Here is a 24,847-nt window from a genome sequence, read left to right as displayed (position 1 = left end):
GTGTCGATCCCTTCGTCACGTCACTGTGGAGTGGGTCGGCGGTACTGCGGCCCTGACTCGGCGTACCGGGTACGCCGAGTCAGGGCCGGGGGTTCTGTTACGTGCGGCGGAGCGTCAGGATGCGCTGGAGGGCCACGAAGACCAGCAGCAGCACGCCGATCACGATCTTGGTCCACCAGGAGCTGAGGGTGCCCTCGAACGTGATGATGGTCTGGATCAGACCGAGCACCAGCACACCCAGCACGGAGCCGAGCACGAAGCCGGTGCCGCCCGTCAGCAGCGTTCCGCCGATGACCACCGCTGCGATGGCGTCGAGCTCCATCGCGACACCGGTCAGGGAGTAGCCCGACCGGGAGTACATCGCGAACAGCAGGCCGCCGAGCCCCGCGCACGTGCCGCTCACCACGTAGGCGAGCACCTTGGTGCGGGCCACGGGCAGGCCCATGAGCAGCGCGGACTGCTCGCCGCCGCCGATCGCGTACACCGTGCGGCCGAACCGCGTGAAGTGCAGCACGAGGAAGCCGAGGCCCACGACGACGAGCGCGATGAGCACGCCCGACGACATCCGCCAGCCGCCGAAGATCTGCACCCAGCTCGCGAGCTCGCCGAACGACGCGTTGTTGATGGCGATGGACTCCGGCGCGATGAGGAAGCACAGGCCGCGGGCGAGGAACATGCCCGCGAGCGTCGCCACGAACGGCTGCACCTGGAAGTACTGCACCATCACGCCGTGCGCCAGGCCGATCACGGTCCCGGCACCGACGGCGAGCGGGATCACCACCGCGGGCGGCAGACCCGCCTGGAGCAGAGCCGCGGTGACCACCGTGGACAGGGCCAGCACCGACCCGACGGACAGGTCGATCCCGCCGGTCAGGATCACGAAGGTCATGCCCACCGCGAGCACGATGAGGTGCGCGTTGTTGATGAACAGGTTGGACACCACTGCGGGCGTCAGGAAGTTCTCGTACCGGGTGCCGCCCACGATCAGCATGAGCGCCAGCACGACGAACGTGCCCACCACCGGGAGGTAGCGCCGGTCCAGCCGGGTCGGGATCTTCAGCGTGCGCGAGGCGCGCGCGGGGGCCGACGTAGCCATCAGGCCTTCACCTCCGTCGGGTCGGGGGTCGAGTCAGGGCGCGCAGCGGGCTGCGGCTCGGGCGGTGTCGTGGCGGCCGGACGACGCGTGGCGGCCGTCAGCCGCTCCCGCATCCGGGGCGACTGGAGCAGGGTCACCGCGATGACGACGAGCGCCATGAACAGAGGGGTGACCAGCGGCGAGATGCCGAGGACGGTCACCGTCCGCTCAAGGGTGGCGATGACGAGCGCGCCCACCAGGGTGCCCGACAGGTTGAACTTGCCGCCCGAGAGCGCGGTCCCGCCGATCACGACCGCCAGGATGGCGTCGAGCTCGATGAACACGCCGGCGTTGTTCGCGTCGGCGGCCATCGTGTCGGCGCTGATGAGCAGGCCGGCCAGGCCGGCGAACAGGCCCGACGCCGTGTACACGGTCCAGGTCAGCGTCCTGGAGCGGACGCCGGAGAGGCGGCTCGCGGCCGGGTTGATGCCGGTCGCCTCCAGGAGCATGCCGAGCGCGGTGCGCCGGACCACGAACGCGACCACGGCGAACACGCCGAACGCGATGACCGCCGCGACGGGCAGCCCGAGCCAGAACCCCGAGCCGAGCACCTTGAACGGCGCGCTGTTGATCGTGGTGATCATGCCGCCCGTGATGAGCATGGCGACGCCGCGACCCGCGGTCATCAGGATGAGCGTGGCGATGATCGGCTGGATGCCGAGCACCGAGACCAGGAACCCGTTCCACACGCCGAGCACCAGGCACAGCGAGAGGGCCAGGCCGATGGCGGTGAGCACCGTCACGGGCGACTCGGGGTTCGGCGACGACGCGATGTGCGAGAGCGCGACAGCACCCGAGACCGCCACCACGGCGCCGACCGAGAGGTCGATGCCGCGCGTGGCGATGACCAGCGTCATGCCGAGGGCGACGAGCAGGAGCGGTGCGGTGGTCCGCAGGATGTCGATCGGGGCGCCGAACAGGTGCCCGTCCCGGATGGTGATCGCCAGGAAGCTCGGCCGGGCGATGGTGTTGGCCACCAGCAGGGCGACCAGGGCCGCGACCGGCCAGAAGAGGTGGTGGCGCAGGATGTTCGTCACTTCGTCCCACCTCCGGCGATGAGGTCGACCACCTGGTCCATAGTGGCTCCTCCTCCATCGATCTCCGCCACCTTGCGACGGTCCCGCATCACGGCGATGCGGTGGGATATTCGCAGCACTTCTTCGAGCTCCGCCGAGATGAAGACGACGGACATGCCCTCGGCCGCCAGGTCGGCGACGAGCTTCTGGATCTCTGCCTTGGCACCGACGTCGATGCCGCGGGTGGGCTCGTCCAGGACGAGCAGCTGGGGCGCCGTGGCGAGCCACCGCGCGAGCAGCACCTTCTGCTGGTTGCCGCCCGACAGGTTGCGCAGCAGCGCCTCGGGGTTGGCCGGCCGGATCCCGAGCTGCTTGATGTACGACGCGACCAGGTCGTCGACCTGCTTGCGGGGCAGCGGCCGGATCCAGCCGCGCCGCGCCTGCAGGGCGAGCACGATGTTCTCCCGCACGGTGAGGCCGTCGACGACGCCCTCGCCCTTGCGGTCCTCCGACGTGTAGGCGATGCCGTGGCCCATGGCCGCGCGCGGCGTGCGCAGGCGGGCCGGCGCTCCGGCCACGCGGGTCTCGCCGACGTCGGCCCGGTCGGCGCCCGTGAGCAGACGCGCCAGCTCCGTGCGGCCCGAGCCGAGCAGACCGGCGAGGCCGACCACCTCGCCGTCGTAGAGCTCGAGGTCGAAGGGCTGTACCGAGCCCTTGCGGCCGAGGCCGACCACCTGGAGCAGCGGGGTCGCGTCGGTGGGTCGCTCGGTGTGCTCGAGCACCTCCTCCGCGGCCTCGAGGACCTCCATGGAGCGTCCGATCATGTGCTGGACCAGCTCGGCGGCCGGCAGGTCGGCGGTGACGTACTCCCCCACCAGGCCTCCGTTGCGCAGCACCGTCATCCGGTCGGAGACCTCGTAGATCTGGTCGAGGAAGTGGCTCACGAACAGGATCGCGACGCCTTCGTCACGCAGCGTGCGCATGACGGTGAACAGGTGCGCCACCTCGTCGGTGTCGAGGCTGGAGGTGGGTTCGTCGAGGATGAGCACCTTGCAGTCGCCCACCGTGGCACGGCAGATCGCGACGAGCTGCTGTACCGCGAGCGAGTGCGACCCGAGCGACGACGCCGGGTCGATGTTCAGGCCCATCCGCTCCAGGTGCGACGCGGCCTGACGGCGCATCGCCGACCAGTGCAGGCCGCCCAGCAGCCGGGGCTCGGCGCCGAGCATGATGTTCTCCGCGACCGTGAGGTTCTCGCAGAGGTTCACCTCCTGGTACACGGTGCTCACGCCGTGCGCCCGCGCGTCGGCGGGGCCGGTGAACCGGCGCTCGACACCGTCGACCACTATCGTCCCCGCCGTCGGCGAGTGGATACCGGTGAGGGCCTTGATCAGGGTGGACTTGCCGGCGCCGTTCTCGCCCATGAGGGCATGGATCTCGCCGGGCCGCAGGCGAAAATCGACCCCGTCGAGGGCCTTCACCGGGGGAAACTCGACACTGATGCCGGTCATCTCGACGACGGCTGGTGCTGTCTGCTGGGTCATCCTCGACCTTCTAACGTGCGTGGCCCCTCGGCCATGAGACCGCTCGCTGGTCGAGCTTGCCGAGACCGGGGTCTCGGCAAGCTCGACCAGCGAGTGCGCTCACAGCCGGACGGGGCCGGCGGTAGGGACGTCAGTACTCGCGCGTGGGGAGCGCTTCCTTCGCGGACTCCTGGTCGAACGCCAGGTCCTCGACGACGATGCGCTTCTCGACCTCTTCACCGGCGATGACGGCCTTGGCGATCTCCGCCAGGTCCGGCCCGAGCAGCGGGTTGCACTCGACGATGTAGTTGATCTTGCCGTCGGCGAGCGCCTGCATGCCGTCCTTGACGGCGTCGATGGTGACGATCTTGATGTCCTCGCCCGGCACCATGCCGGCCGCCTCGATGGCCTCGATCGCGCCGAGCCCCATGTCGTCGTTGTGCGCGAACACGAGGTCGATGTCGTCGTGCTTGTTGAGGAAGCCCTCCATGACCGTCTTGCCCTCGGCCCGCGTGAAGTTACCGGTCTGGCTGTCGATGATCTCGAGGTCGGTACCCTCGATGGCGGCCTCGAAGCCTTCCTTGCGGTCGATCGCCGGGGCGGCGCCCGTGGTGCCCTGCAGCTCGACGGCCTTGAAGCCCTCGCCGTCGTACTGCTCGGCGACCCACTCGCCGGCCATCTCACCCTCCTTGACGAAGTCGGAGCCGATGAACGACTCGTAGAGGGTCTCGTCGCTCGAGTCGACGGCGCGGTCCGTCAGGATCACGGGGATCCCTGCGGCCTTGGCCTCCTGGAGCACCGGGTCCCAGCCCGTCTCGACCACCGGGGAGAACGCGATGACGTCCACACCCTGGGTGATGTAGGAGCGGATCGCCTGGATCTGGTTCTCCTGCTTCTGCTGCGCGTCGGAGAACTTCAGCTCGAAGCCGTTCTCCTCGGTGAGCGTGTCCTGGATGGACTTGGTGTTCGCGGCCCGCCACCCGGACTCGGCGCCCACCTGCGAGAAGCCGAGGGTGATGACGCCGTCGTCGGCGCCACCGGCGGGCTCGCCCCCACCTGCGGGCTCACCACCTGCGTCGGATGCGCAGGCGCTCAGCGCGAACAGCGAGGCTACGGACACCGCAGCCAGAACGGTGCGGGTCAGGGTCGTGCGTGCCATGTCTCCTCCTTGAGATCCTGCACGGCTGCGTGCAAGGACTAGCGGCTATTTGCCCGCCTCGAATGTTAGCGCTCACATGGGGAGGATTCATAGTGTCCGACGTCACGTTCCAGTAACGAGTCTGCAGTGTTTCGCCCAGCGCCGAACCGCCGGATCCGGACACCCGCCTCACTCCCGGACCAGGCGCAGCATCGACCAGGAGACCGGGGGCAGCTCCGCGCGCACCCGGTCGTCCGCGACCTTCGCCGAGGTGTTGGGCTGCGGCAGCACGCTGGTGTCGTCGTCCGCCGTCGCGGACCAGGTGTGGTCGGGGTTCGACAGCGTGACGGCCTCCGCGATGCGCATACCCGGGAAGCCGCGCAGGTCGACGTCGAGCACCACGGGTCCGGTCAGCGACCTGTTCACGGCGAACACCACCACGTCACCGGACCCGGCGTCGTGCGTCGCGACGGCGTCGAGCACCGCCACCTCGCCGAACCGGGCGGTCTCGTGCACCGGCGAGTCGATCGCGAGGCGCAGCACCTCGCCGGCGGCGTGCCGGGCGGTGAGGGCGAAGGGGTGGAAGATCGTCTGCTTCCAGATGCGCCCGCCGGGCTCGGTCATGATCGGCGCGATCACGTTGACGAGCTGGGCCATGGATGCCGAGTGCACGCGGTCCGTGTTCCGGAGCAGGGAGATGAGCATGTTGCCGACCACCACGGCGTCGGCCACGTTGTAACGGTCCTCGAGCAGCACCGGCGCCACCGGCCAGTCGTCGCCCGACGGCGGCCGCGACTCGGCCCGCTTCTGGTACCAGACGTTCCACTCGTCGAACGAGATGTGCACCCGCTTGCTCTGCTTGCGGGCGGCGCGGACGGCGTCGGCGGTGGCCGCCACGGACTCCACGAAGTGGTCCATGTCCACCACGGAGGCCAGGAACGACGCGAGGTCGCCGTCCTCCTCCCAGTAGTAGGCGTGCGCCGAGATGTGGTCGACGTGCTCGTACGCCTCGGTCAGGACCACCCGCTCCCACTCGCCGAACGTCGGCATCTGGGAACCCGACGACCCGCAGACCACGAGCTCGAGGCCCGGGTCGATCATCCGCATGGCGCGGGCGGTCTCGGCGGCCAGGCGCCCGTACTCCTGCGGCGTCTTGCTGCCGATCTGCCAGGGGCCGTCCATCTCGTTGCCCAGGCACCACATCTTGATCCGGTACGGGTCCTCCGCGCCGTTGGCCCGGCGCCGGTCCGCCCAGTAGGAGCCGCCGGGCACGTTGCAGTACTCCAGCAGGTCGAGCGCCTCCTGCACGCCGCGGGTGCCGAGGTTGATCGCCATCATCGGCTCGACGCCAGACCGGGCGCACCACCGCATGAACTCGTCCACGCCGACGAGGTTCGGCTCGGTCGAGTGCCAGGCCAGGTCCAGCCGGGGCGTGCGCTGCTCGACCGGCCCCACCGCGTCCTCCCACCGGTAGCCGGAGACGAAGTTCCCGCCCGGGTAGCGGACCGTCGAGACGCCGAGCTCCCGCGTGAGCTCGATGACGTCCCCGCGGAAGCCGTCGGCGTCGGCGGTGGGGTGGCCGGGGTCGTGGATACCCGTGTACACGCAGCGCCCGAGATGCTCGACGAACGAGCCGAAGGTGCGGCGACGCACGGGGCCGACCACGAATGCGGGGTCGAGCGAGATGGTGGCGGAGTGCATGGGGGTCCTCTCGTGACGGCAGCGATGCCGCGGGTATACATCGTTGTAGAAGGGATGCTAGCGTGTGCCGCATCGATTCTCCATCGATGTAACTTCAAGGTCGAAGAGACAACCGGCACGCTCCGCGACACGTTGTGCCCGCCACCTCCGGCGGCACCACCCGCGCCCAGCGGCCCGGCTCACGAGAGGAACCGTGATGAAGAAGTCACGCCTGACCACCGGCATCGTCGCCGGACTGGTCCTGGCCTCCACCGCCGCCTGCGGCGCTGGTTCGGGAACTGACGACGACGGCAAGCTCACCTTCATGTTCCGCGGCGGCGAGGACGAGAAGGCCGCCTACCAGGAGGCCATCGACAGGTTCTCCGAGGAGACCGGCGTCGAGGTGGAGGTCATCGTCACCGACGCCGACCAGTACGCCACCAAGCTCCAGGCGGCGATCTCGGGCAACAACGTGCCCGACGTCTTCTACATCGAGCAGGCGAACCTGCAGTCCTACGTCACCTCGGGAGTGCTCCTCGACATCACCGACCACGTCGAGGCGTCCGGCGTCGACCTGGACAACCTGTGGGACTACGGCGTCGACTCCTACCGCTACGACGGCAAGCTCCAGGGCACGCCCGACGGCGCGCTCTACGGCCTGCCGAAGGACGTCGGCCCGTTCGCCATGGGCTACAACAGGACGATGCTCGAGGCCGAGGGCATCGAGCTGCCGAGCGCGGACGAGCCCTACACCTGGGACGAGTGGCTCGACGTGCTGAAGCAGGTCACCAAGGACACCGACGGCGACCAGAAGGTCGACCAGTGGGGCACCGGCCTCAACGTCCAGTGGAACATGCAGGGCTTCGCCTGGAGCAACGACGCCGACTGGACCAACGAGGACCGCACGGAAGTCACCGTGGACACCCCCGAGATGGCCGAGGCGCTGCAGTACATCGCCGACCTGACCACGGTGGACGAGGTCACCCCGAACGCCGAGCAGGCGGCCACGCTGGACACCTACCAGCGCTGGATGGAGGGCCAGATCGCCTTCTTCCCCGTGGGCCCGTGGGACGTGAGCACCTACAACGAGCTCGGCTTCGACTACGACCTCATCCCCTTCCCCGCCGGCTCCACCGGTGAGTCCGCCACGTGGATCGGCTCGCTCGGCATCGGTGTCTCGGCGACGACCGCCATGCCCGAGGAGGCCGTCGAGCTGGTGACCTACCTGTCCGCCGACGAGACCGCGCAGCAGACCCTCGTCGACGCCGGCATCCAGGTGCCGAACCTCAAGGACATGGCGGCCGAGTGGGCCGCCGAGGAGGACACCAGCCCGGCCAACCGCCAGGAGTTCCTCGACATCGTCGAGGACTACGGCCGCCCGATGCCCGCGGCGATGACGTACGGCGCCGCCTGGTACGACGAGATGTGGACCAACATCCAGCCCGTCCTGGACGGCGAGCAGACCGCCGAGGAGTACCTCGCCGAGGTGGAGCCTCGCATGCAGACCCTGCTCGACGAGGCCAACGACCAGGCCGAGCAGGCCGCGGCCGCGAGCGCCGGCAGCTGATGGCCGGCTCGGTCTCGCGCCTGCACCGGTCCGAGAACCGCTGGGCGCTCGCCTTCGTCGCGGCTCCGGTGATCGGCTACCTGCTGTTCACGCTGTACCCCGTGGGCTTCGCGGTGTACGCGTCGCTGACGAACTGGAACGGCCTCGGGGTCATGCGGTTCGTCGGGCTCGACAACTACGTCCGGCTCTTCGGTGACGCGAACTTCCTCGAGTCGATCTACAACACGTTCTTCTACATGATCGGCATCCCGATCGGCCTCGCCGTGTCGCTCGCTCTGGCCGTCGCGATGAACCGCAGGATCGTGGGCCTGACGGCGTTCCGCACCATCTACTACGTGCCGGTCATCTCGTCGCTCGCGGCGATCGCCATCCTGTGGCAGTGGGCGTACAACGGTGACTTCGGCCTGGTCAACCAGGCCCTCGCGCTGGTCGGCATCGACGGCCCCAACTGGCTGGCGAGCACGTTCTGGGCCAAGCCGGCGATCATCCTGATGGCGATCTGGAAGGGCCTGGGGTTCTCGATGATCCTGTACCTGGCCGCCATCCAGTCGGTGCCGCGCTCGCTCTACGAGGCCGCGCAGCTCGACGGCGCGAACGGCTGGCAGCGGTTCCGCACCATCACGCTGCCCATGGTCCGGCCGGTGACGTTCTTCCTCGTCGTGACCAACGTGATCGGCGGCGCGCAGCTCTTCACCGAGGTCAACATCATGACGCCGACGGGCGGACCGGAGTACAGCACCGCGTCCGCCGTCTGGCACATCTGGCGGCAGGCGTTCAAGTACCAGCAGATGGGCTACGCGACGGCGATGGCGATCGTGCTGGGCCTGCTCATCCTCGTCGTCACCCTGATCCAGTTCCGCCTGAACCGGCGCAACAGCTTCGACATCGACTGAGGCGGACGAATCATGAGTCAGACGACGGCCCAGCGCCGCAGCACCCTCGGCTTCACGCCCCCCGCCCGCAAGGCCACCCGCCGCGCCCCGATGAGCCGGACCACGAGCACCCGGATCGGCGACTGGCTGGTCTTCGCCCTGCTCTCGGCCGGAGCGGTGGTGATGATCGCCCCGCTGGCCTGGATGGTCTCGACGTCCCTGAAGACCAAGAACGAGGTCTTCGCCCTGCCGCCCGTGTGGATCCCCGAGGTGCCCCAGTGGGACACCTACGTGCGGATGTGGCAGGACTCCAGCATCCTGACCGGGTTCCAGAACAGCTTCGTCGTGGCGGCGTCCGTCACGGTGCTGGGCATGATCACCTGCTCGATGGCGGCGTTCGCCATCGCGAAGATGCGCCTGCCGTTCCGCAACCTCATCTTCATCGGCATGCTGACCGGGATCATGATCCCGTACCCGACCCTGATGATCCCGCAGTTCGTGATGTTCTCGCGGATCGGCTGGGTCGACACGCTCCTGCCGCTGATCGTCCCGGCGATCTTCGGGAACATCCTCGTGATCTTCTTCCTGCGGCAGTACCTGGAGAACGTGCCGAACTCGATCATCGAGGCGGCCAAGATCGACGGTGCGAACTTCTGGCAGATCTTCTGGCGGCTGATCTTCCCCATCATCCGGCCGGCGGTGGCCGCCCAGTTCATCCTCTGGTTCATGATGGTCTGGAACGACTACCTGGCGCCGATCCTGTACCTGAACACGCCGGAGCGGCAGACGCTCCAGGTGGTCATCGCCAACATGAACGTGCAGTACGCGACCCAGCGGGACTACCCGCTGATCATGGCCGCCTCGTTCGTGGCGCTGCTGCCGATCCTCGCGATCTTCCTGATCTTCCAGCGGCAGATCATCGAGTCGGTCGCCCTCACCGGCACCAAGGGCTGACGTGACCGGCACGAGGGCGGGTGACAGGTGAGCGAGCTCAGGCGGGACAAGCCGGGGCGCGACACGTCCGCCGTGGACGAGGTCGGCTGGACCGGTGGAGTCATGCGGGTGCTCCGGCGGGTCACCCGCCTGGTCGAGATCAACGTCCTGGTCCTGCTGGGGGCGGTCGCGGGCGGCGTCGTGCTCGGGCTGTGGCCCGCGGTCCGGGCGGCGAGCGCGGTGCTGCTCGACGGCGATCCTGCCGAGTCCCCCTGGCGGCCCTTCTGGCGGGAGTGGCTGGCGGGCTGGCGACGCGCCAACGTGCTCGGCGCTCCGCTGACGATCGGGGCCACGGCTCTGCTGCTCGACCACTTCGTCCTCCTGCAGCTGGACGGCCCTGGGCGGGCCGCGCTGCAGGTGGGGCTCTTCCTGGTGGGTGCATGGGGCGCGGTGGTGCTGGCCTGCTGGCCGCGCGTGGTGCTGCGTTACGACCGGTCCGCTCTCGACACGTGGCGCTTCCTGCTGCTGAGCCCCGCGCTCGGCCCCGGTACCGCTCTGGGAACGGTCGTGGTGCTCGGCGTGTGCGGCCTCGTGGCTTACGTGATCCCCCTGCTCGGGCTGCTCGCCGGGGTCGCGGTACCGCTGTGGCTCAGCGGGCTGATGGTCGACGAGCGCCTGAACCGCATCGACGAGCAGGCCTAGCCGGCGACCTCGACAGGTCAGGGAATGTCCTCCAGCCAGCCCGGCAGCGCTGCGACCACCGTCCCGCCGTCGCCCTGTGTGTCGCCGGTCGACTCCCGCCCCACGATCCGCATCGGGGGCACGACCCGCCGGAACGGCGCGGTGGTGCCGGTGATCCGCTCGACCAGCAGGCCGACGGCGGTGCGCGCCATCTCGTCGCGGCCCGGGTCCACGGACGAGATGGTGGGCACGGAGTAGCGGACGTCGTCGACGTCGTCGAACCCGATGAGCGCGATGTCGCCAGGGATGTCGATCCGCCGCTCGTGCAGCGCGTGCAGGGCACCGAGCGCCATCGCGTCGTTCAGGGCGAACACGGCGTCGACGGGGGTGCCGGAGTCGAGCAGCCGGGCCATCGTCTCCGCGCCGGTCGAGCGGTGCCAGAGACCCGCCTCGCCCACCAGCGCCGGATCGAGCGGGATACCTGCTTCGGCGAGCGCCCGCTCGTAGCCGGCCAGCCGCAGCGCCGCCGAGCCGATGACCTCGCCCGCGTGCGCGCCGACGACGGCGATGCGCCGTCGGCCCGACGCGATGAGGTGTGCGGTGGCGGCCCGGGCGCCCTCCACGTTGTTCATGGTCACGTGGTCGGCCCGTGCCCCGAAGACCCGTTCGCCGAGCACGACGAGCGGGAAGTCGACGTCGAAGTGGTCGAGGTCGTCGGGGCCGAGCGCGAGCGGCGAGAAGAGCACGCCGTCGCCTCGGTGGCGGCGGCTGCCCGTGAGCACCTCGAGCTCCCGTTCGCGCTCGGCGCCGGTCTGCTCGATGAGCACCGACCAGCCGCGCTCGTCGGCGGCGCGGATCACCGAGTCGGCGAGCTCCGCGAAGTACGGCAGCGACAGCTCCGGCACGTTGAGCGTGATCATGCCGGTCCGCCGGGTGCGCAGGTCGCGGGCCGAGGTGTTCATCCGGTAGCCGAGCTGGTCGATCGCCTCCTCGACGCGCCGGCGCGTGGAGTCGCGGATGTGCGGGTATCCGTTCACCACGTTCGAGACGGTCTTGACGGAGACGCCGGCGCGCTGCGCGACGTCCTGCATCCTCACCGGCATCGGTGCGCGGCCTTTCGACGATGGTGCTCGGAGCGAGTGTTCCACTACACTCTACATCGTTGTAGAAGTGGGCAGCAGCAGGATCCGACCAACCCGGAGGACAAAGATGTCACCACGCAGACCACTCGCGGCGCTCGGCGCGCTCGCGTTCACGGCGGCCATCGCGATAGGCGCCCCGGCGTCCGGTGCGGTGGCCGGGCCACCGGGAGGCGCGCACGGGGGCAAGCCCGGCGAGATCGCCGTCGTCGGCGACACCGCGCCGATCCACGACCCCGCTCTCACCGTCGACGACGACGGCACCTGGTGGGTCTACTCGACCGGCCTGGTGAACCGCGAGAACGGCGGCACCGTGCAGATGTGGTCGTCGCACGACCGCGGCACCACCTGGGCCTACGAGGGCACCGTCTGGGACGAGATCCCGGCCTGGATCGACGAGCACTTCTCGGACGGCGCCCTGCCCGACAACCTCTGGGCCCCCGAGGTCTACCAGCACGACGGCACGTACTACCTGTACTACTCGGCGTCCCGTTTCGGCACCAACAACTCGGTCACGGCACTCGCCACGAACACCACCCTCGACCCGGACGACCCCGACTACGAGTGGGTGGACCAGGGGCCCGTCATCACCTCCCCGGCCCCGATCGAGGACGGCAAGGAGTTCAACGCGATAGACGCCGGCATCGTCACCGGCAAGGACGGTACGCCGTACATGGCGATCGGCTCGCACTGGTACGGCATCTTCCTGGTCGAGATCTCCTGGCCCAGCGGCAAGCCCGTGGCCGGCGCCCTGGAGAACGCCGTCCACCTGGTCGACCGGTTCGCGCCGGGCAACCGGGTGGAGGCTCCGTACATCGAGAAGCGGGGCGGCTGGTACTACCTGTACGTGTCGTTCGACGCCTGCTGCGCCGGGGCGGACAGCACCTACAAGGTGGTCGTCGGGCGGTCCCGCGACGTGACCGGCCCGTACCTCGACAAGGAGGGCCGCGACATGGTCGGCGGCGGGGGCACGGTGCTCCTGGAGTCGCACGGTCCGGTGGTCGGCCCGGGCGGCCAGTCGGTGCACGACGGCGTCCTCGCGTACCACTACTACGACGCCGCCAACGAGGAGATCCCGTACTTCCCCACCCTGGGCCTGCACCGCCTGGCGTGGAAGGCCGGCTGGCCGGTGCTGAGCCTCAACGGATCGTGAGGTCGGCCTGACGAGAGTCAGGTCAGCTGCCTGCCGTGGCGGCGCCCGTCGCCGCCACGGTCGACGCGACCATCACCGCGTTGAGCTCGTCGATCGCCCGCTTGACCGCGGCTCCGGCCCACTCCGACTCGGCGATCTCCTTCGCGCGGCGCTTCAGCGAGCGGCGGTCCTGATCGGGGAAGATCTTTCGGATCAGGTCGGTCGCGAGCAGCAGCGAGACCAGGGCCGCCGTCCGCTCGTCCGCGTCCGCGCGCCCGGTCAGGGCGGCCAGCACCCGCTCGCGGACGGCGGTCTCCGGGGCGGGGTCGTGCGGGGTCCAGGTGGAGCTGGGGAACAGCCCCAGGATCTTGACCTCCTCCTCGCGCAGCACGCCCCGCGCGGCGAGCCCCTGCTGCAGCACGTCGCGCAGTCGCCGAGCGAAGCTGCCCTGCCCCGCCTTCCGGACCGCGTCCTTGGGCCGGCGGTCGTGCATCAGGTCCAGCACCTCGCGCTGCATCGGGTCCGACGGCGCCGCCCGGCCGGTCGCCCGGAACCGGCCGGCCCGACCGCCGTCCGCGCCGTCGGACACCTCGAGCGCACCGCGCAGGGTGAGGTCTGCGACCGATGCCCCGGCCAGGGCGAACTGCAGGTGCTGCCCGCTGAGCAGCGGCCTGCCGGAGGTGTCGTCGAGCGCGAGCAGCAGGTACTCCTCGGCGAGACTGAGATCCATCGCGGTCTCCTTGACATGTCGGCTGGTATGTCAGGTCCAGCACACCACGGCAGGTCTCGCCGTGTGATCCGCCCCAGGGATGACGCTCCACCCCCGCACGACGGACCCGCGACGGTCATGGAGACCAGAAAGTCCGCCTCCATCAAGCGGTTGGGCCTGGAACTCTCGTGATTTCCAGGCCCAACCGCTTGATGGAGGCGGACTTCCGCGAAAGGGCGACGGTCAGAGGGCCAGGGCTACGCGGTAGTAGACCTGGTTCCAGCGGACCTGGTCGGCGAAACCGCGGCGCGTCGTGTCCTCGTCGATCACCAGCAGCTCCGTGCGGGCGATGTTCGCGAAGACCTCGAACGCCTCGATGCCCGCGGCGGTCGACATGACCGTGTGGTGCGCGCCGCCCGCCGTCAGCCACGACTCGGCCGAGACGTCGAACGACGGCCGGGGCTTCCACATCGCGCGGGCGACCGGGAGCTTCGGCAGGTCGTGCGGCGGGGTGACGACGTCGACCACGTTGGCCGTCAGCCGGAACCGGTCCCGCATGTCCGCGAGCGAGACGACGACGGCACCCTCGACGGCGTCGGCCGAGAAGACCATCCGGACCGGGTCCTCCTTGCCGCCGATGCCGAGCGGGTGGACCTCGATGCGCGGCGTCGCGGTGGTGAGCGAGGGGCAGACCTCCAGCATGTGCGCACCGAGGATGAGCTCGGAGCCGGGGGTGAGGTCGTAGGTGTAGTCCTCCATGAGGCTCGCGCCCCCGGGGAGGCCGAGCCCCATCACCTTGGCGGCCCGGACGAGCACCGCCGTCTTCCAGTCGCCCTCGGCGCCGAAGCCGTAGCCCTTCTCCATGAGGCGCTGCACCGCGAGCCCGGGGAGCTGGCGCAGCGCGCCCAGGTCCTCGAAGTTGGTGGTGAACGCCTTGGCGCCGGCCGCCTCCAGGAAGGACTCCAGCGCGAGCTCCTGGCGGGCGGCGTAGCGCAGCGAGTCGTGCCGCTCGGCGCCGGCCCGGAGCTCGGGGGCGACGTCGTACTTCTCCTCGTACTCGGCCACCACCTTGTCGATGGCGGTCTCCTCGACGGCGTCCACCGCCGCGACCAGCTCGTTCACGCCGTGCGTGTTCACCGAGACGCCGAACCGCAGCTCGGCCTCGGTCTTGTCGCCCTCGGTGACGGCGACGTTGCGCATGTTGTCGCCGAACCGGACCAGCTTGAGCTCGTGCGTCGCGGCCCAGCCGGCCGCGCCACGCACCCAGGTGCCCACCCGGCGCGTGACTGCCGGGTTGGAGACGTGCCCCACCACCGTGGTGCGTGCGACGCCGAGCCGCGTGGCGATGTACGCGTACTCGCGGTCGCCGTGCGCCGCCTGGTTGAGGTTCATGAAGTCCATGTCGATGTCGTCCCAGGGGAGCTCGACATTGGCCTGCGTGTGCAGGTGCAGCAGCGGCTTGCGCAGCGCGTCCAGGCCCGCGATCCACATCTTCGCGGGGCTGAACGTGTGCATCCAGGTGACGACACCGATAACGTTGTCGTCGCCGTTGGCGTCCAGCATGGCGCGGCGGATCGACACCGAGTCCTTGAGGACCGGCTTCCACACCACCTTGACCGGCACGTCCGACGACGCGTCCAGCGCCCGGGCCACCTCCTGGGACTGCTCGGCGACCTGGGCGAGGGTCTCCTCGCCGTAGAGGTCCTGGCTCCCGGTGAGGAACCAGACCTCACGGTCCGCGTAGGGCTTGGTGCTCATGCCTGTCCTTCCGTGTTCTGGGTGTCGGCCGCAGTGGTGCCCGACGGCGTTGTCGCGGGCTGGCCGTAGACGTTCTGGTAGCGGTCGTAGAGAGAGTCGATGTGCTGCTGTTCCATCGGGACGGGCTCGCCGAGCTGGCGGGAGATGTGCACAGTGCGGGCGACCTCCTCGACCATCACGGCCGCCTTCACGGCGGCGCGGGCGTCCTTGCCGATGGTGAACGGCCCATGGTTGCGCATCAGGACGGCCGGGCTGCGGTGGCCGCTGAGCGTCTCCACGATGCCCCGGCCGATCGAGTCGTCGCCGATGATCGCGAACGGGCCGATCGGTACGGGGCCGCCGAACTCGTCGGCCATCATCGTGAGCACGCAGGGCACCTCCTCGCCGCGCGCGGCCCAGGCCGTCGCGTACGTGGAGTGCGTGTGCACGACGCCGCCCACCTCGGCCATGTGCTGGTACACGTAGGCGTGTGCCGCGGTGTCCGACGACGGCGACCGCGTCCCGTCCACGAGGTTGCCGTCGAGGTCGCACACGACCATCCCGGCGGGGGTGAGGTCGTCGTAGGAGACGCCCGAGGGCTTGATGACGAACAGGTCGGCGCTGCCGTCCGGCACGTCGGGGTTCGGCACGCGCTGCGAGACGTTGCCCGCCGTCCAGACCACGAGGTCCCAGCGCGGCAGCTCGGCGTGCAGGTCGGAGACGGCCACGCGGACGCGCGCCACCTCGTCCTGGACTGCCTGCGAGTAGTCGGTCAGTGCCTTGCTCATCTGTCGCTCTCCTGCGTCGTGTCTCGGGTCCGGAGCGTCTCGACGGCGGCGCGCTCGATCGCGAGGCCCGCGCTGTAACGCTCCAGGTAGGCGGAGAAGCCCGCCACGTCAGCGGCGTCCGGCTCGACGACGTCGAGCGCGGCGTCCGCGAAGACCTCGGCGGCGAGGTACGCGCCCAGGCCCTGCTCGGGAGCGGCCGCGCCGTGCGCGGACGCCCGGTACGCGGCGAGAAGCGCGATGCCCCAGGCGCCGCCCTCGCCCGCCGTCCGGCCGACGGCCACCGGTGCGCCGAGCGCGGCGGCCAGGAGGCGCTGGGCCACGCCCTCGGTCCGGAACAGGCCGCCGTGCGCGAACATGGAGTCCAGCCCCACCTGCTCCTCGGCCAGCACCCGCATGCCAAGACTCAGGGTGCCGAACACGCTGTAGACCTGCGTGCGCGCGAAGTTGCCGAGGGTGAGCCGGCTGTCAGGCGTGCGCGTGAACAGCGGCCGACCGGCCTCGAGGCCGGTGATGGGCTCGCCGGACAGGTAGTTGTAGGCGAGCAGGCCGCCGCCATCGGCATCGCCGTCCAGGGCGGACCGCAGCAGCGCGCCGAACACGGCGTCCGGGGCGGCCGGCTGCCCGAGAGCCGTGGCGAACTGGCCGAACAGCTCGGCCCAGGCGCCGAGCTCGCTGGCCCCGTTGTTGCAGTGCACCATCGCGACGAGGTCGCCGGCCGGGGTGGTGACCAGGTCCAGCTCCTCGTGCACGCTGTCCAGCGGCTTCTCCAGGACGACCATCGCGAAGATGCTCGTCCCGGCGCTGACGTTGCCGGTGCGGGGCGCCACGGAGTTGGTGGCGACCATGCCGGTCCCGGCGTCACCCTCGGGCGGGCAGAGCGGGATTCCCGGCTGGAGCGTGCCGGTCGGGTCCAGCAGAGCGGCGCCCTCCGCGGTCAGCGCGCCGGCGTCGGCGCCGGCGGGCAGGACGCGCGGCAGCAGGTCGGTGATGCCCGGGCCCGGGCCGCGGTCGCCCACCAGCTCGTCGAGCTGAGCCAGCATCCGCTGGTCGTAGCCCTTCGTCGCCGGGTCGATCGGGAACATGCCGGAGGCGTCGCCGACGCCGAGCACCTGCTGCCCGGTCAGCCGCCAGTGCACGTAGCCGGCCAGCGTGGTGAAGTGCCGCACGTGCGCCACGTGCGGCTCGTCGTCGAGGATCGCCTGGTACAGGTGGGCGACCGACCAGCGCAGGGGGATGTTGTGGCCGAACAGGCCGGTCAGCTCGGTCGCGGCGCGTTCGGTGCTGGTGTTGCGCCAGGTCCGGAACGGCACGAGCAGCTCGTCGGTCTCGTCGAACGCGAGGTAGCCGTGCATCATCGCCGAGACACCCAGTGCGCCGACGGTGGTGAGCCGCACGCCGTACTGCCGCTCGACGTCGGACAACAGCGCTGTCATCGACTCCTGCAGGCCCGACCAGACGGCGTCCAGCGAGTAGGTCCACACGCCGTCGACGAGCTGGTTCTCCCAGTCGTGGCTGCCGCTCGCGAGCGGCACGCCCGCCGGGCCGACGAGGCACGCCTTGATCCTGGTGGAGCCGAGCTCGATGCCGAGAGCGGTCCGCCCCTGCTCGATCGCCTCCCGGAGGCCGGCGAGCCGTTCCACTCCTTCATCCTGCCGCTCCACCATCGTGGGCCGCTCCGTCCTGCCCGCATCGTCGCGTGGCGTCGTTCGTGTAACCGTCGGTCGACCGTCACGGTAAGCCGTGGCCTGACCGCCCACGGCGATGTTAGCGCTCACACGATACGTTACGACAACCGGGTAGGAACAGGTCCGCCATGAGAACGACTACGGGCGCCGAACCGTGCCCGGTTCGGCGCCCGAGATCGTCCCGGAGCGGACTTCAGCGTCGGTGTGCCGTCAGCCGCGGGTCCACTGCTGGTTGTTCCCCCCGTTGCAGGTGTACGTGATCAGCGCCGCGCCGTTCGCTGTCGAACCGCCGTTGACGTCCAGGCACTCGCCGGTCGCACGCGACCGGATCGTCACATAGCTGCCCGACGCCGCGACCACCGACCACTGCTGGCTCGTTCCCGTGCCGCAGCTCTGCTGGGTCACCGTCGTGGCGTTCTCCTGCACGCACAGCGCACTGTGCCGGGCCACGAGGTTGTAGTAGCCGCTGCCCGCACTCCGGAACCAGAAGCGCTGGTTGCCGCCGCTGTTGCAGTCGTACTGCTTGACCTCGGCACCCGCGGCGTACGACTGGCTCGTCACGTCGGCGCACTTGCCCGAATGTCGTGCGGTGAGCGACTCGAACGGCCCGCCCTGCCCGGTGATCGTGCCCGCCGCCGCGTCTATCGAGAGCTCCGGGAAGTAGTTGAACGACATGGAGGTCGACGTCGGGAACGTGATCGGCGCCCACACGTACCGGGAGCCGTTGACGTTGGTGCCGATCGAGTTGCCCCAGCGGTCACCCATGTACAGGTACGACGTGCCGGACGTGCCCTGGACCGGCAGCACGAAGGTGGTCTGCGAGCCGTACGCGGTGGCGTCACCGGCGTTCTGCATCGCCGACCAGCCGGACGCCAGGTTGCTGGTCGTCGCGTACTTCTGCTGGTTCGGGTTCCAGCCCGTGGCGCCGGAGGTCAGCATGAAGTAGGTGCTGCCCCGCTTGAACAGTGCCGGCGCCTCGCGGTGACCGCCCGGCCACGGGTTGGCGACCAGGCTGGCCACGTCCGTGTAGTCGCTGGTGAGGCGGTAGATGTGCAGGTCGTAGTTCTCCCTCGCGGACGAGTACATGTAGCCGGTGCCGTCCGTGTCGACGAAGACGCCGATGTCCCTGGACATGTGCCCGAGCGGCCGGAAGCTGCGCTGATAGGTGTAGTCGCCGTCCACGGTGTCGCTCACGGCGACCGCTGCCCGGGCCTCCGAGTAGTCGGTGCCGTTCTCCTTGTGCATCCACATCACGAACTTGCCCGTGGCCTGGTTGTACATCACCTTGGGCCGCTCGATGTTGGCCATGCCGAGCTCCGGGTGGCTCGCCTCGGTGAGCACGTGGTTGCGGAACTCCCAGTGGACGAGGTCCGTCGACCGGTAGGCGGAGACGTACCGGAACGTGTTGTCCGTGTTCCGGTTCTCGCCGAACCAGTAGTAGTACTGGCCCACCTTGACCACACCGCCGCCGTGGGCGTGCAGCGGGTTGCCCGACGTGTCGGTGAACTGGGTGGCGTTCTCCACCGTCTCGGGCGACGCCTGGGCCGAGACGGCGCCGCCGACGGCGGCCGTCAGGACACAGGCCAGGGCAGCGAGGGAAGCATAAAGACGCCTCACGGGACCACACTCCTTCATCGCAGTGCTGATTTCAGTGGGAACTTGCACGAGCCGGGGAGCCCCCGGGACCTGGTGGGAACCGAGGAGCTCCCCGAGTGCTTCAGCGGGGACCGACGCCGAACGTCAGCCGCCGTTCACCGTGAAGCCCTGGCCGGTGCCGTAGGTGACGTTCTCCTCCTGCCAGTCCGCGAGACCGTCCAGGAGCGGGGACTTGTCGAGGTACGCCTGGCCCACCGTGTCCGCGAAGGTGCTGTTCGCGTACGACTGCCACGGCAGGTACTGCCAGCCCTCGTTGACGTCGGCGGCTCCCCCGCCGAGCACCTCGTTGATCTTCTGCCCGCCGAAGTACTCGGACTCGTGGCCCAGGAACTCCTCGGACTCGAGGTGCTCGACGGTGGCCGGGAAGCCGCCGGTCTCCATGAACACCTGGATGGACTCGTCGCTCGAGTTGAGCCACTTGAGGAACCCGGCCGCGAGCAGCTTGTTCTCCGCCGCCTCCGGGATGGACTCGGTGCTTCCGCCGTTCTCGGCGTTCGTCGGGGTGCCGTCGTACGTCGGCATCGGGGCGACGCGCCACTTGCCCTTGCCGTCCGGCACACCGTCCTCGAGGACGCCGGGCATCCAGGCGCCGAGCGCGACCGAGGCGATGGTGCCGTCGCCCAGGAACTGGTACCACTCGTCGCTCCAGCCGGGGACCTGGCAGAGCAGGTCGTCGTCGATCAGAGGCTGGTACATCTCGGCCCACCTCGTGGTGCCCTCGTCGGTCAGGTCGATGGTGACCTGGTCGCCGTCGGTCTGGAACGGCGTACCGCCGGCCTGCCAGATCATGCTGGTGGCGAAGCCTGGGTCACCCGTGTCGTTGGCGAGGCACCTGTCGGGGTCGTCCTCCTTGATCGCCCGCGCCACCTCGATGTACTCGTCCCACGTCGTCGGCACCTCGACGCCGACCTCGTCGAACACCTCCTGGTTGTAGAAGAACGCCATCGGACCGGAGTCCTGCGGAAGGCCCCAGATGCCGTCGTTCTGCGAGACCGCGCCCCAGGTGGACGGCGTGTACAGGCTCTCCAGCTCGGCGAACCCGTACTCGGTGAGGTCGGCCAGCTGGCCCGGGAGCTGAAACTGCAGGATGGACTGGTACTCGATCTGCACCACGTCGGGCACGCCCTTGTTCGCGGCGATGGCGTTCTGCAGCTTGGTGTTGCCTTCGCCGGCACCCACGGTGTCCACGAGGGTGACGTCGACGTTCGGGTACGCCGCCTCGAAGGCTTCGATCTGCTTCTCTGCCTGCGGGGTCCAGGTCCAGTAGGTCATGCTGCCGCCCTCCTCGAGGGCGGCCTCGATCTCCTCGGCGGTCGCGCCTTCGCCTCCACCGCCGCCCCCTCCTCCCGGTTCGCTGCCGGTGCAGGCGGTGAGCGAGACGGCCAGCAGGGTGGTCACGGCCCCGATTGCGACTCGCCGGTTACGGGTGATTGTCATGGTCTTTCCTTCTTCCACGTCGTTGTGTAGTCCAGATATCTCGAACACCAGGGCTATGCCTTCACGCCGCCCGCGCTCAGGCCGGACTGCCAGTACCGCTGGAGGAACAGGAACGCGACGACGATCGGCACGATCGTCAGGAATGAACCCGTGATGACCAGGTTGAACACCGGTTTGGCACCGATACCGGACGCGTCCGCCAGCCACTGGTACAGACCTAGCGTCAGGGGGTACAGGTTCGGGTCGTTGAGCATGATCAGTGGCAGGAAGTAGTTGTTCCACGTGGCGACGATGGCGAACAGCGCCACGGTCACGATGCCCGGCGCCAGCAGGCGCAGCGAGATCGTGAAGAAGGTGCGCCACTCCCCGGCGCCGTCGACCCGTGCCGCCTCCAAGAGCTCGGTAGGCACCGCCTCCGCCGCGAACACCCACATGAGGTACAGGCCGAACGGCGACACCAGCGACGGCAGGATGATCGCCCACATGGTGTTCGTCAGCCCCACCTGGCTGAACAGCAGGAACGTCGGCACGGCCAGCGCGGTACCGGGCACCGCGATCGCCCCGAGGATCGTCGCGAACACGGCGTTGCGGCCACGGAACCGGTACTTGGCCAGCCCGTACCCGGCCGCGGTCGCAAGGATCGTGGCGCCACCGGCGCCGACCAGCACATAGACGAGCGTGTTGGCGAACCAGCGCACGAAGATGCCGTCGTCGTGCGTCACGACCTCCTGCAGGTTCGCGAACAGCGCGAACGGGCCGGAGAACCACAGGCCGAACGAGCTGAGCAGCTCGCCCTGCGTCTTCGTGATACTGAAGAGCATCCAGACCAGCGGCAGGATCGAGTAGACGATCAGCGCACCGACCAGGACGGTCAGCGTTATCGACTTGCGCGGCCGGTGATAGGAGTAGCCCGCCATCACGCTTCCCTCCTGGTTCCACGAAGCTGCACGACGTACGCGATGATGGCCGTGACGACGCCCATCACGATCGCGACAGTGGCCGCGTAGCTCACCTGATTGCCCACGAAAGTCAGGTTGTACGCGTAGATGTTCGGTGTGTAGTACGACGAGATCAGGGCCGGCTGGATCTCCTTGAGGATGTTCGGCTCGTTGAAGAGCTGGAAGCTGCCCAGGATCGAGAAGATCGTCGCTATCACCAGCGCTCCCCGGACGGCGGGCAGCTTGATGGCTCGCACTATGCGGAACTGATTGGCGCCATCGATCGCCGCGGCCTCGTAGATCTCGTTCGGCACCGTCTTGAGCGCGGAGTACAGGATCAGCATGTTGTAGCCCACGAACTCCCACGTGACGATGTTGCCGATCGCGGTGAGGATCCACTGCTTCGTGTACGGGTCGACGAGTGCGAAGCCGACCAGGTCGTTCAGGCTCCCGGTGAGCCCTAGCCGGTCGTCGTACATGAAGCCCCACATCAGGACGGCCACGACGCCGGGTACGGCATACGGCAGGAACAGCGCGACGCGGAAGAAGTTCTTGCCGTGCAGGCGACCGCTGTCGATGGCGAGTGCCGCGATCAGCGACAGGCTCAGCATGATCGGGACCTGCACCAGCAGGAACAGCCCGACGCGGCCTGCGCCGTCCCAGAGCTTGGGGTCACTGAAGGCGGTCACGTAGTTGGCGAACCCGGCAAACGTCGTCCCGCCCATGAGCTGGTTGCGGAACAGGCTCAGGTACATCGAGTAGACCAGCGGTGCCACGATCATCAGCGCGAACACCACCAGGAAGGGTGTCACGAAACTCCAGCCGGCCGCGGATACGCGGCGGCTCAGTAGGCGGCGGCCTGACACGGGCGGCACCCCTTTCCCCGGACGACGCCGTCCGGACTCATCTGGACCTCAATGTCCTGGCATCCGGCTGACAACGCTTCCCGATGGGCGGACAACGCTTACCGAGAAAGATGTGAGAACGTGAACATCGCCGTTGCGCGGCGACTCTGCCATCGCCTCGCAGACGTGTCAACGCACCTTTACCGTACCGATACCTACCTGGGTCGAGTCACGCGCACAGGGTCGCCGGGAAGCGCCTGTGCCTCCCGATCGCTCAGCCCAGCGGTGCGTTCCCGCCCAGCACCGCCCAGACCATCACTCCGGCGTCCTGCCCGACCTCGACCGCGCAGTGCGCCGCGTACGCGAGCCAGACCGACCCGCTCCGGGCGCGCACCCAGCCCAGCAGCAAGCCGACCAACCCGGTGCTCAGTACGGCCACGAGATCGACGACAAACCCGTCGGCGGTGAGCACCAGGCCGTGCCACAGCCCGAACCAGAGCGACGTCAGAACGAGCCCCCAGCCGACGTCCGCCCCGAGGAACCGCCAGGGAGTTCCACAGGCCCGGTCGAGTACGGCCAGCATCGCGCCCCGCACGAGCAGCTCTTCGACGAGATTGGGGTGGCCGACGTCGAACAGGAAGCGCTCGGTATCCATCGGGGCGGGAGCCGTACCCGCATCGGCCAGGCTCCACAGTGTGAGGAGCGCGAACCCACCGAACAGCCCCGCCACCACCCAGCCCGCCGGCCTCCAGCCGGCCCGCAACCCGAGGCCGAGGCCCGCCTCCTCTCGCGCCCACGGCCCGAGGGCCAGGAAGAGGGCGACCAGCCAGAGCAGCTCGACCGTCTTGCCCTGCCAGTTCCACTCCAGCCCGGTGCCGAAGGACTCAGGCAGGCCGTGCGCCCACCGGCTGCACGCGATCAGGACAGCCAGAACCGCAACGACTCGCAGGGCGCCCGGTCGGCGCCACAGTGCGACCGCCAGGAGCGGCCCGACGACGGCGACCGTGATCGCGGTGTCCGCCAGGCCGATCACGCCGGAGCGCAGAACAGCCACCGGACCGGCGACGACGCCCACCAAGACCGTGGCAGCGGCCAGCACCAGGAGGACCGGCCCGAGCCAGCGCCACGTGTCGACAGGGCCTACCCGGACGGCGGTGACACTCTGCGGTGGACTCGCGCTCATCCGGATAGGGCTCCTTCGACTCAGTGTCGTGGCGCCGCCGCGCTCCTGCGCACGACGAGCTCGGGTGCGATCAGTTCTGCCGCGGGCTTGGCGCCGTCCATCGCCGCGAGGAGCAGTGCGACGCTCCGCCGGCCCAGGTCGACGAACGGCTGGCGCACGGTGGTCAGCGGCGGGATGAAGTGGCCGGAGCCGTCGACGTCGTCGAAGCCCACCACCGAGACGTCGTCGGGCACGGAGACGCCGCACTCCCAGAACGCCCGCAGCAGGCCGAGGGCAAGCTGGTCGTTGGCGGCGAAGACCGCCGTCGGGCCGGTTCCTGCTTTGACCCGCTGCGCCAGGTCCAGGCCCACCATGTAACCGCGGTCCGCGCTCCAGCCCGCGATCACGGGCTCGGGCACCGGGAGGCCGTGCTCGGTCAGGACGGCCCGCCAGGCCTCCTCGCGTTCGACGGCGTCCAGCCAGTCCGGCGGACCCGCGACGTGCAGGATGCGCTTGTGCCCCAGCTCGATCAGGTGCTCGACGGCGAGCCTGGCCCCGGCCCGCTGGTCCACCGACAGCGGGATCGTCGGCACGTCCGGATCCAGCTCTCGGGCAGCGATGAGGACCACGGGCACGGGCGCCCGGAACGACTCCACCGCGTCGGCCACGTCGGTGTGCGGCGCGATGACGACGATGCCCTCGACCGCCTGGTCCATGAAGTGCTCCATGGCGTTGTGCATGGTCGCGGCGTCGTACCGGCGCAGCGTCGCGACACTGACGTACCAGCCCTGCTCGCGCGCGGCCTCCTCGACCGCGATCAGGGTGCTCGACGGGCCGAACAGCGGGGACCCGGTGGTCACCACGCCGACGGTGTCCGAGCGCGCGGTGACCAGGGCCCGCGCCGCGCTGTTACGGCGGTATCCGAGCTCGGCGATAGCCGCCAGCACCTTTTCCCGTGTCGCAGGGCGCACACTCCGGTGCCCGTTGAGCACGCGGGAGACGGTCTGGTGGGACACGCCGGCGAGGGCTGCGACGTCGGCCATTGCCGGCGGCCGCACCATCGCGGGTCGAGAG

The 24,847-nt window shown here is 69.5% G+C and carries 21 protein-coding genes; 5 read left to right on the top strand and 16 right to left on the bottom strand.

The features are described 5' to 3' along the window. Nucleotides 1–97 precede the first annotated feature (97 nt). From yjfF to ACQEVI_RS14275, 5 genes are all read right to left on the bottom strand, one after another. Nucleotides 98–1,096 carry a galactofuranose ABC transporter, permease protein YjfF gene (yjfF, locus tag ACQEVI_RS14295; RefSeq protein WP_432899920.1) on the bottom strand — a complete coding sequence of 333 codons (999 nt, stop codon included), beginning with the start codon at nucleotides 1,094–1,096 and terminating at the stop codon, nucleotides 98–100. Then, nucleotides 1,096–2,172: an ABC transporter permease gene (locus ACQEVI_RS14290; RefSeq protein WP_432899918.1), complete on the bottom strand. Its 1,077-nt coding sequence runs from the start codon at nucleotides 2,170–2,172 to the stop codon at nucleotides 1,096–1,098. The genes yjfF and ACQEVI_RS14290 overlap by 1 nt, the downstream gene beginning before the upstream one ends. Beyond that, nucleotides 2,169–3,695 (bottom strand): sugar ABC transporter ATP-binding protein, encoded by a 1,527-nt coding sequence (locus tag ACQEVI_RS14285; protein ID WP_432899915.1) that lies wholly within the window; start codon nucleotides 3,693–3,695, stop codon nucleotides 2,169–2,171. Before ACQEVI_RS14285 ends, ACQEVI_RS14290 begins: the two co-directional genes overlap by 4 nt. 130 nt (nucleotides 3,696–3,825) lie before the next feature. After that, the gene (locus tag ACQEVI_RS14280; protein ID WP_432899913.1) at nucleotides 3,826–4,833 is read right to left on the bottom strand and encodes an ABC transporter substrate-binding protein; all 1,008 of its coding nucleotides are present in this window, start codon (nucleotides 4,831–4,833) and stop codon (nucleotides 3,826–3,828) included. 168 nt (nucleotides 4,834–5,001) lie between these two features. Then, nucleotides 5,002–6,513 carry an alpha-N-arabinofuranosidase gene (locus tag ACQEVI_RS14275; RefSeq protein WP_432899910.1) on the bottom strand — a complete coding sequence of 504 codons (1,512 nt, stop codon included), beginning with the start codon at nucleotides 6,511–6,513 and terminating at the stop codon, nucleotides 5,002–5,004. Between the two features lie 196 nt (nucleotides 6,514–6,709). Here ACQEVI_RS14275 and ACQEVI_RS14270 point away from each other — a divergent pair, with 196 nt between their 5' ends. The 4 genes from ACQEVI_RS14270 to ACQEVI_RS14255 are packed head-to-tail and all read left to right on the top strand — an operon-like array spanning nucleotide 6,710 to nucleotide 10,566. Next, nucleotides 6,710–8,059 (top strand): ABC transporter substrate-binding protein, encoded by a 1,350-nt coding sequence (locus ACQEVI_RS14270; protein WP_432899907.1) that lies wholly within the window; start codon nucleotides 6,710–6,712, stop codon nucleotides 8,057–8,059. Further along, a complete protein-coding gene (locus tag ACQEVI_RS14265; protein WP_432899904.1) occupies nucleotides 8,059–8,952 on the top strand; it encodes a carbohydrate ABC transporter permease in 894 nt (297 codons plus the stop codon). The genes ACQEVI_RS14270 and ACQEVI_RS14265 overlap by 1 nt, the downstream gene beginning before the upstream one ends. Before the next feature lie 12 nt (nucleotides 8,953–8,964). Next, nucleotides 8,965–9,885, top strand: coding sequence for a carbohydrate ABC transporter permease (locus ACQEVI_RS14260; RefSeq protein ID WP_432899901.1), 921 nt, complete (start codon nucleotides 8,965–8,967; stop codon nucleotides 9,883–9,885). 27 nt (nucleotides 9,886–9,912) lie between these two features. Then, the gene (locus ACQEVI_RS14255) at nucleotides 9,913–10,566 is read left to right on the top strand and encodes a YesL family protein (protein WP_432899898.1); all 654 of its coding nucleotides are present in this window, start codon (nucleotides 9,913–9,915) and stop codon (nucleotides 10,564–10,566) included. Nucleotides 10,567–10,583: 17 nt separating this feature from the next. On the opposite strand, the gene ACQEVI_RS14250 is transcribed toward ACQEVI_RS14255, so the two are convergent. After that, nucleotides 10,584–11,648, bottom strand: coding sequence for a LacI family DNA-binding transcriptional regulator (locus tag ACQEVI_RS14250; protein ID WP_432899895.1), 1,065 nt, complete (start codon nucleotides 11,646–11,648; stop codon nucleotides 10,584–10,586). A gap of 106 nt (nucleotides 11,649–11,754) precedes the next feature. On the opposite strand from ACQEVI_RS14250, the gene ACQEVI_RS14245 reads away from it, so the two are divergent. Next, nucleotides 11,755–12,837, top strand: a complete 1,083-nt coding sequence (locus ACQEVI_RS14245; RefSeq protein ID WP_432899893.1) for an arabinan endo-1,5-alpha-L-arabinosidase — start codon at nucleotides 11,755–11,757, stop codon at nucleotides 12,835–12,837. Nucleotides 12,838–12,859: 22 nt separating this feature from the next. On the opposite strand, the gene ACQEVI_RS14240 is transcribed toward ACQEVI_RS14245, so the two are convergent. From ACQEVI_RS14240 to ACQEVI_RS14195, 10 genes are all read right to left on the bottom strand, one after another. Then, nucleotides 12,860–13,546 (bottom strand): GOLPH3/VPS74 family protein, encoded by a 687-nt coding sequence (locus ACQEVI_RS14240; RefSeq protein WP_432899890.1) that lies wholly within the window; start codon nucleotides 13,544–13,546, stop codon nucleotides 12,860–12,862. A gap of 222 nt (nucleotides 13,547–13,768) precedes the next feature. Then, nucleotides 13,769–15,283 carry an L-arabinose isomerase gene (araA, locus tag ACQEVI_RS14235; protein WP_432899887.1) on the bottom strand — a complete coding sequence of 505 codons (1,515 nt, stop codon included), beginning with the start codon at nucleotides 15,281–15,283 and terminating at the stop codon, nucleotides 13,769–13,771. Then, a complete protein-coding gene (locus tag ACQEVI_RS14230) occupies nucleotides 15,280–16,050 on the bottom strand; it encodes an L-ribulose-5-phosphate 4-epimerase (protein WP_432899884.1) in 771 nt (256 codons plus the stop codon). Before ACQEVI_RS14230 ends, araA begins: the two co-directional genes overlap by 4 nt. Then, nucleotides 16,047–17,714 (bottom strand): xylulokinase, encoded by a 1,668-nt coding sequence (locus ACQEVI_RS14225; RefSeq protein ID WP_432899881.1) that lies wholly within the window; start codon nucleotides 17,712–17,714, stop codon nucleotides 16,047–16,049. The genes ACQEVI_RS14230 and ACQEVI_RS14225 overlap by 4 nt, the downstream gene beginning before the upstream one ends. Before the next feature lie 231 nt (nucleotides 17,715–17,945). Beyond that, nucleotides 17,946–19,352 carry an RICIN domain-containing protein gene (locus ACQEVI_RS14220; protein ID WP_432899878.1) on the bottom strand — a complete coding sequence of 469 codons (1,407 nt, stop codon included), beginning with the start codon at nucleotides 19,350–19,352 and terminating at the stop codon, nucleotides 17,946–17,948. Nucleotides 19,353–19,475: 123 nt separating this feature from the next. After that, nucleotides 19,476–20,828 (bottom strand): ABC transporter substrate-binding protein, encoded by a 1,353-nt coding sequence (locus tag ACQEVI_RS14215; RefSeq protein WP_432899875.1) that lies wholly within the window; start codon nucleotides 20,826–20,828, stop codon nucleotides 19,476–19,478. A gap of 53 nt (nucleotides 20,829–20,881) precedes the next feature. Further along, nucleotides 20,882–21,745 (bottom strand): carbohydrate ABC transporter permease, encoded by an 864-nt coding sequence (locus ACQEVI_RS14210; protein WP_432899872.1) that lies wholly within the window; start codon nucleotides 21,743–21,745, stop codon nucleotides 20,882–20,884. Beyond that, nucleotides 21,745–22,578 carry a carbohydrate ABC transporter permease gene (locus ACQEVI_RS14205; RefSeq protein WP_432899870.1) on the bottom strand — a complete coding sequence of 278 codons (834 nt, stop codon included), beginning with the start codon at nucleotides 22,576–22,578 and terminating at the stop codon, nucleotides 21,745–21,747. Before ACQEVI_RS14205 ends, ACQEVI_RS14210 begins: the two co-directional genes overlap by 1 nt. Nucleotides 22,579–22,885: 307 nt before the next feature. After that, the gene (locus ACQEVI_RS14200; protein ID WP_432899867.1) at nucleotides 22,886–23,794 is read right to left on the bottom strand and encodes a lysostaphin resistance A-like protein; all 909 of its coding nucleotides are present in this window, start codon (nucleotides 23,792–23,794) and stop codon (nucleotides 22,886–22,888) included. Nucleotides 23,795–23,814: 20 nt separating this feature from the next. After that, nucleotides 23,815–24,816 carry a LacI family DNA-binding transcriptional regulator gene (locus ACQEVI_RS14195; RefSeq protein ID WP_432905942.1) on the bottom strand — a complete coding sequence of 334 codons (1,002 nt, stop codon included), beginning with the start codon at nucleotides 24,814–24,816 and terminating at the stop codon, nucleotides 23,815–23,817. Nucleotides 24,817–24,847: the final 31 nt, after the last annotated feature.

The sequence above is a fragment of the Promicromonospora sp. CA-289599 genome (genome assembly GCF_050936155.1).
GTDB lineage: Bacteria > Actinomycetota > Actinomycetes > Actinomycetales > Cellulomonadaceae > Promicromonospora.
The sequence above is the reverse complement of the archived record's forward strand: the minus strand, read 5'-3'. Positions and strand labels throughout refer to the sequence as shown.

Coding starts and splice junctions, on each gene's coding strand:
- araA (WP_432899887.1), bottom strand. CDS start 15,283: ATGAGCACCAAGCCCTACGCGGACCGTGAGGTCTGGTTCCTCACCGGG.
- ACQEVI_RS14260 (WP_432899901.1), top strand. CDS start 8,965: ATGAGTCAGACGACGGCCCAGCGCCGCAGCACCCTCGGCTTCACGCCC.
- ACQEVI_RS14195 (WP_432905942.1), bottom strand. CDS start 24,816: ATGGCCGACGTCGCAGCCCTCGCCGGCGTGTCCCACCAGACCGTCTCC.
- ACQEVI_RS14275 (WP_432899910.1), bottom strand. CDS start 6,513: ATGCACTCCGCCACCATCTCGCTCGACCCCGCATTCGTGGTCGGCCCC.
- ACQEVI_RS14225 (WP_432899881.1), bottom strand. CDS start 17,714: ATGGTGGAGCGGCAGGATGAAGGAGTGGAACGGCTCGCCGGCCTCCGG.
- ACQEVI_RS14230 (WP_432899884.1), bottom strand. CDS start 16,050: ATGAGCAAGGCACTGACCGACTACTCGCAGGCAGTCCAGGACGAGGTG.
- ACQEVI_RS14245 (WP_432899893.1), top strand. CDS start 11,755: ATGTCACCACGCAGACCACTCGCGGCGCTCGGCGCGCTCGCGTTCACG.
- ACQEVI_RS14200 (WP_432899867.1), bottom strand. CDS start 23,794: ATGAGCGCGAGTCCACCGCAGAGTGTCACCGCCGTCCGGGTAGGCCCT.
- ACQEVI_RS14280 (WP_432899913.1), bottom strand. CDS start 4,833: ATGGCACGCACGACCCTGACCCGCACCGTTCTGGCTGCGGTGTCCGTA.
- ACQEVI_RS14240 (WP_432899890.1), bottom strand. CDS start 13,546: ATGGATCTCAGTCTCGCCGAGGAGTACCTGCTGCTCGCGCTCGACGAC.
- ACQEVI_RS14250 (WP_432899895.1), bottom strand. CDS start 11,648: ATGCCGGTGAGGATGCAGGACGTCGCGCAGCGCGCCGGCGTCTCCGTC.
- ACQEVI_RS14285 (WP_432899915.1), bottom strand. CDS start 3,695: ATGACCCAGCAGACAGCACCAGCCGTCGTCGAGATGACCGGCATCAGT.
- yjfF (WP_432899920.1), bottom strand. CDS start 1,096: ATGGCTACGTCGGCCCCCGCGCGCGCCTCGCGCACGCTGAAGATCCCG.
- ACQEVI_RS14210 (WP_432899872.1), bottom strand. CDS start 21,745: ATGGCGGGCTACTCCTATCACCGGCCGCGCAAGTCGATAACGCTGACC.
- ACQEVI_RS14265 (WP_432899904.1), top strand. CDS start 8,059: ATGGCCGGCTCGGTCTCGCGCCTGCACCGGTCCGAGAACCGCTGGGCG.
- ACQEVI_RS14215 (WP_432899875.1), bottom strand. CDS start 20,828: ATGACAATCACCCGTAACCGGCGAGTCGCAATCGGGGCCGTGACCACC.
- ACQEVI_RS14270 (WP_432899907.1), top strand. CDS start 6,710: ATGAAGAAGTCACGCCTGACCACCGGCATCGTCGCCGGACTGGTCCTG.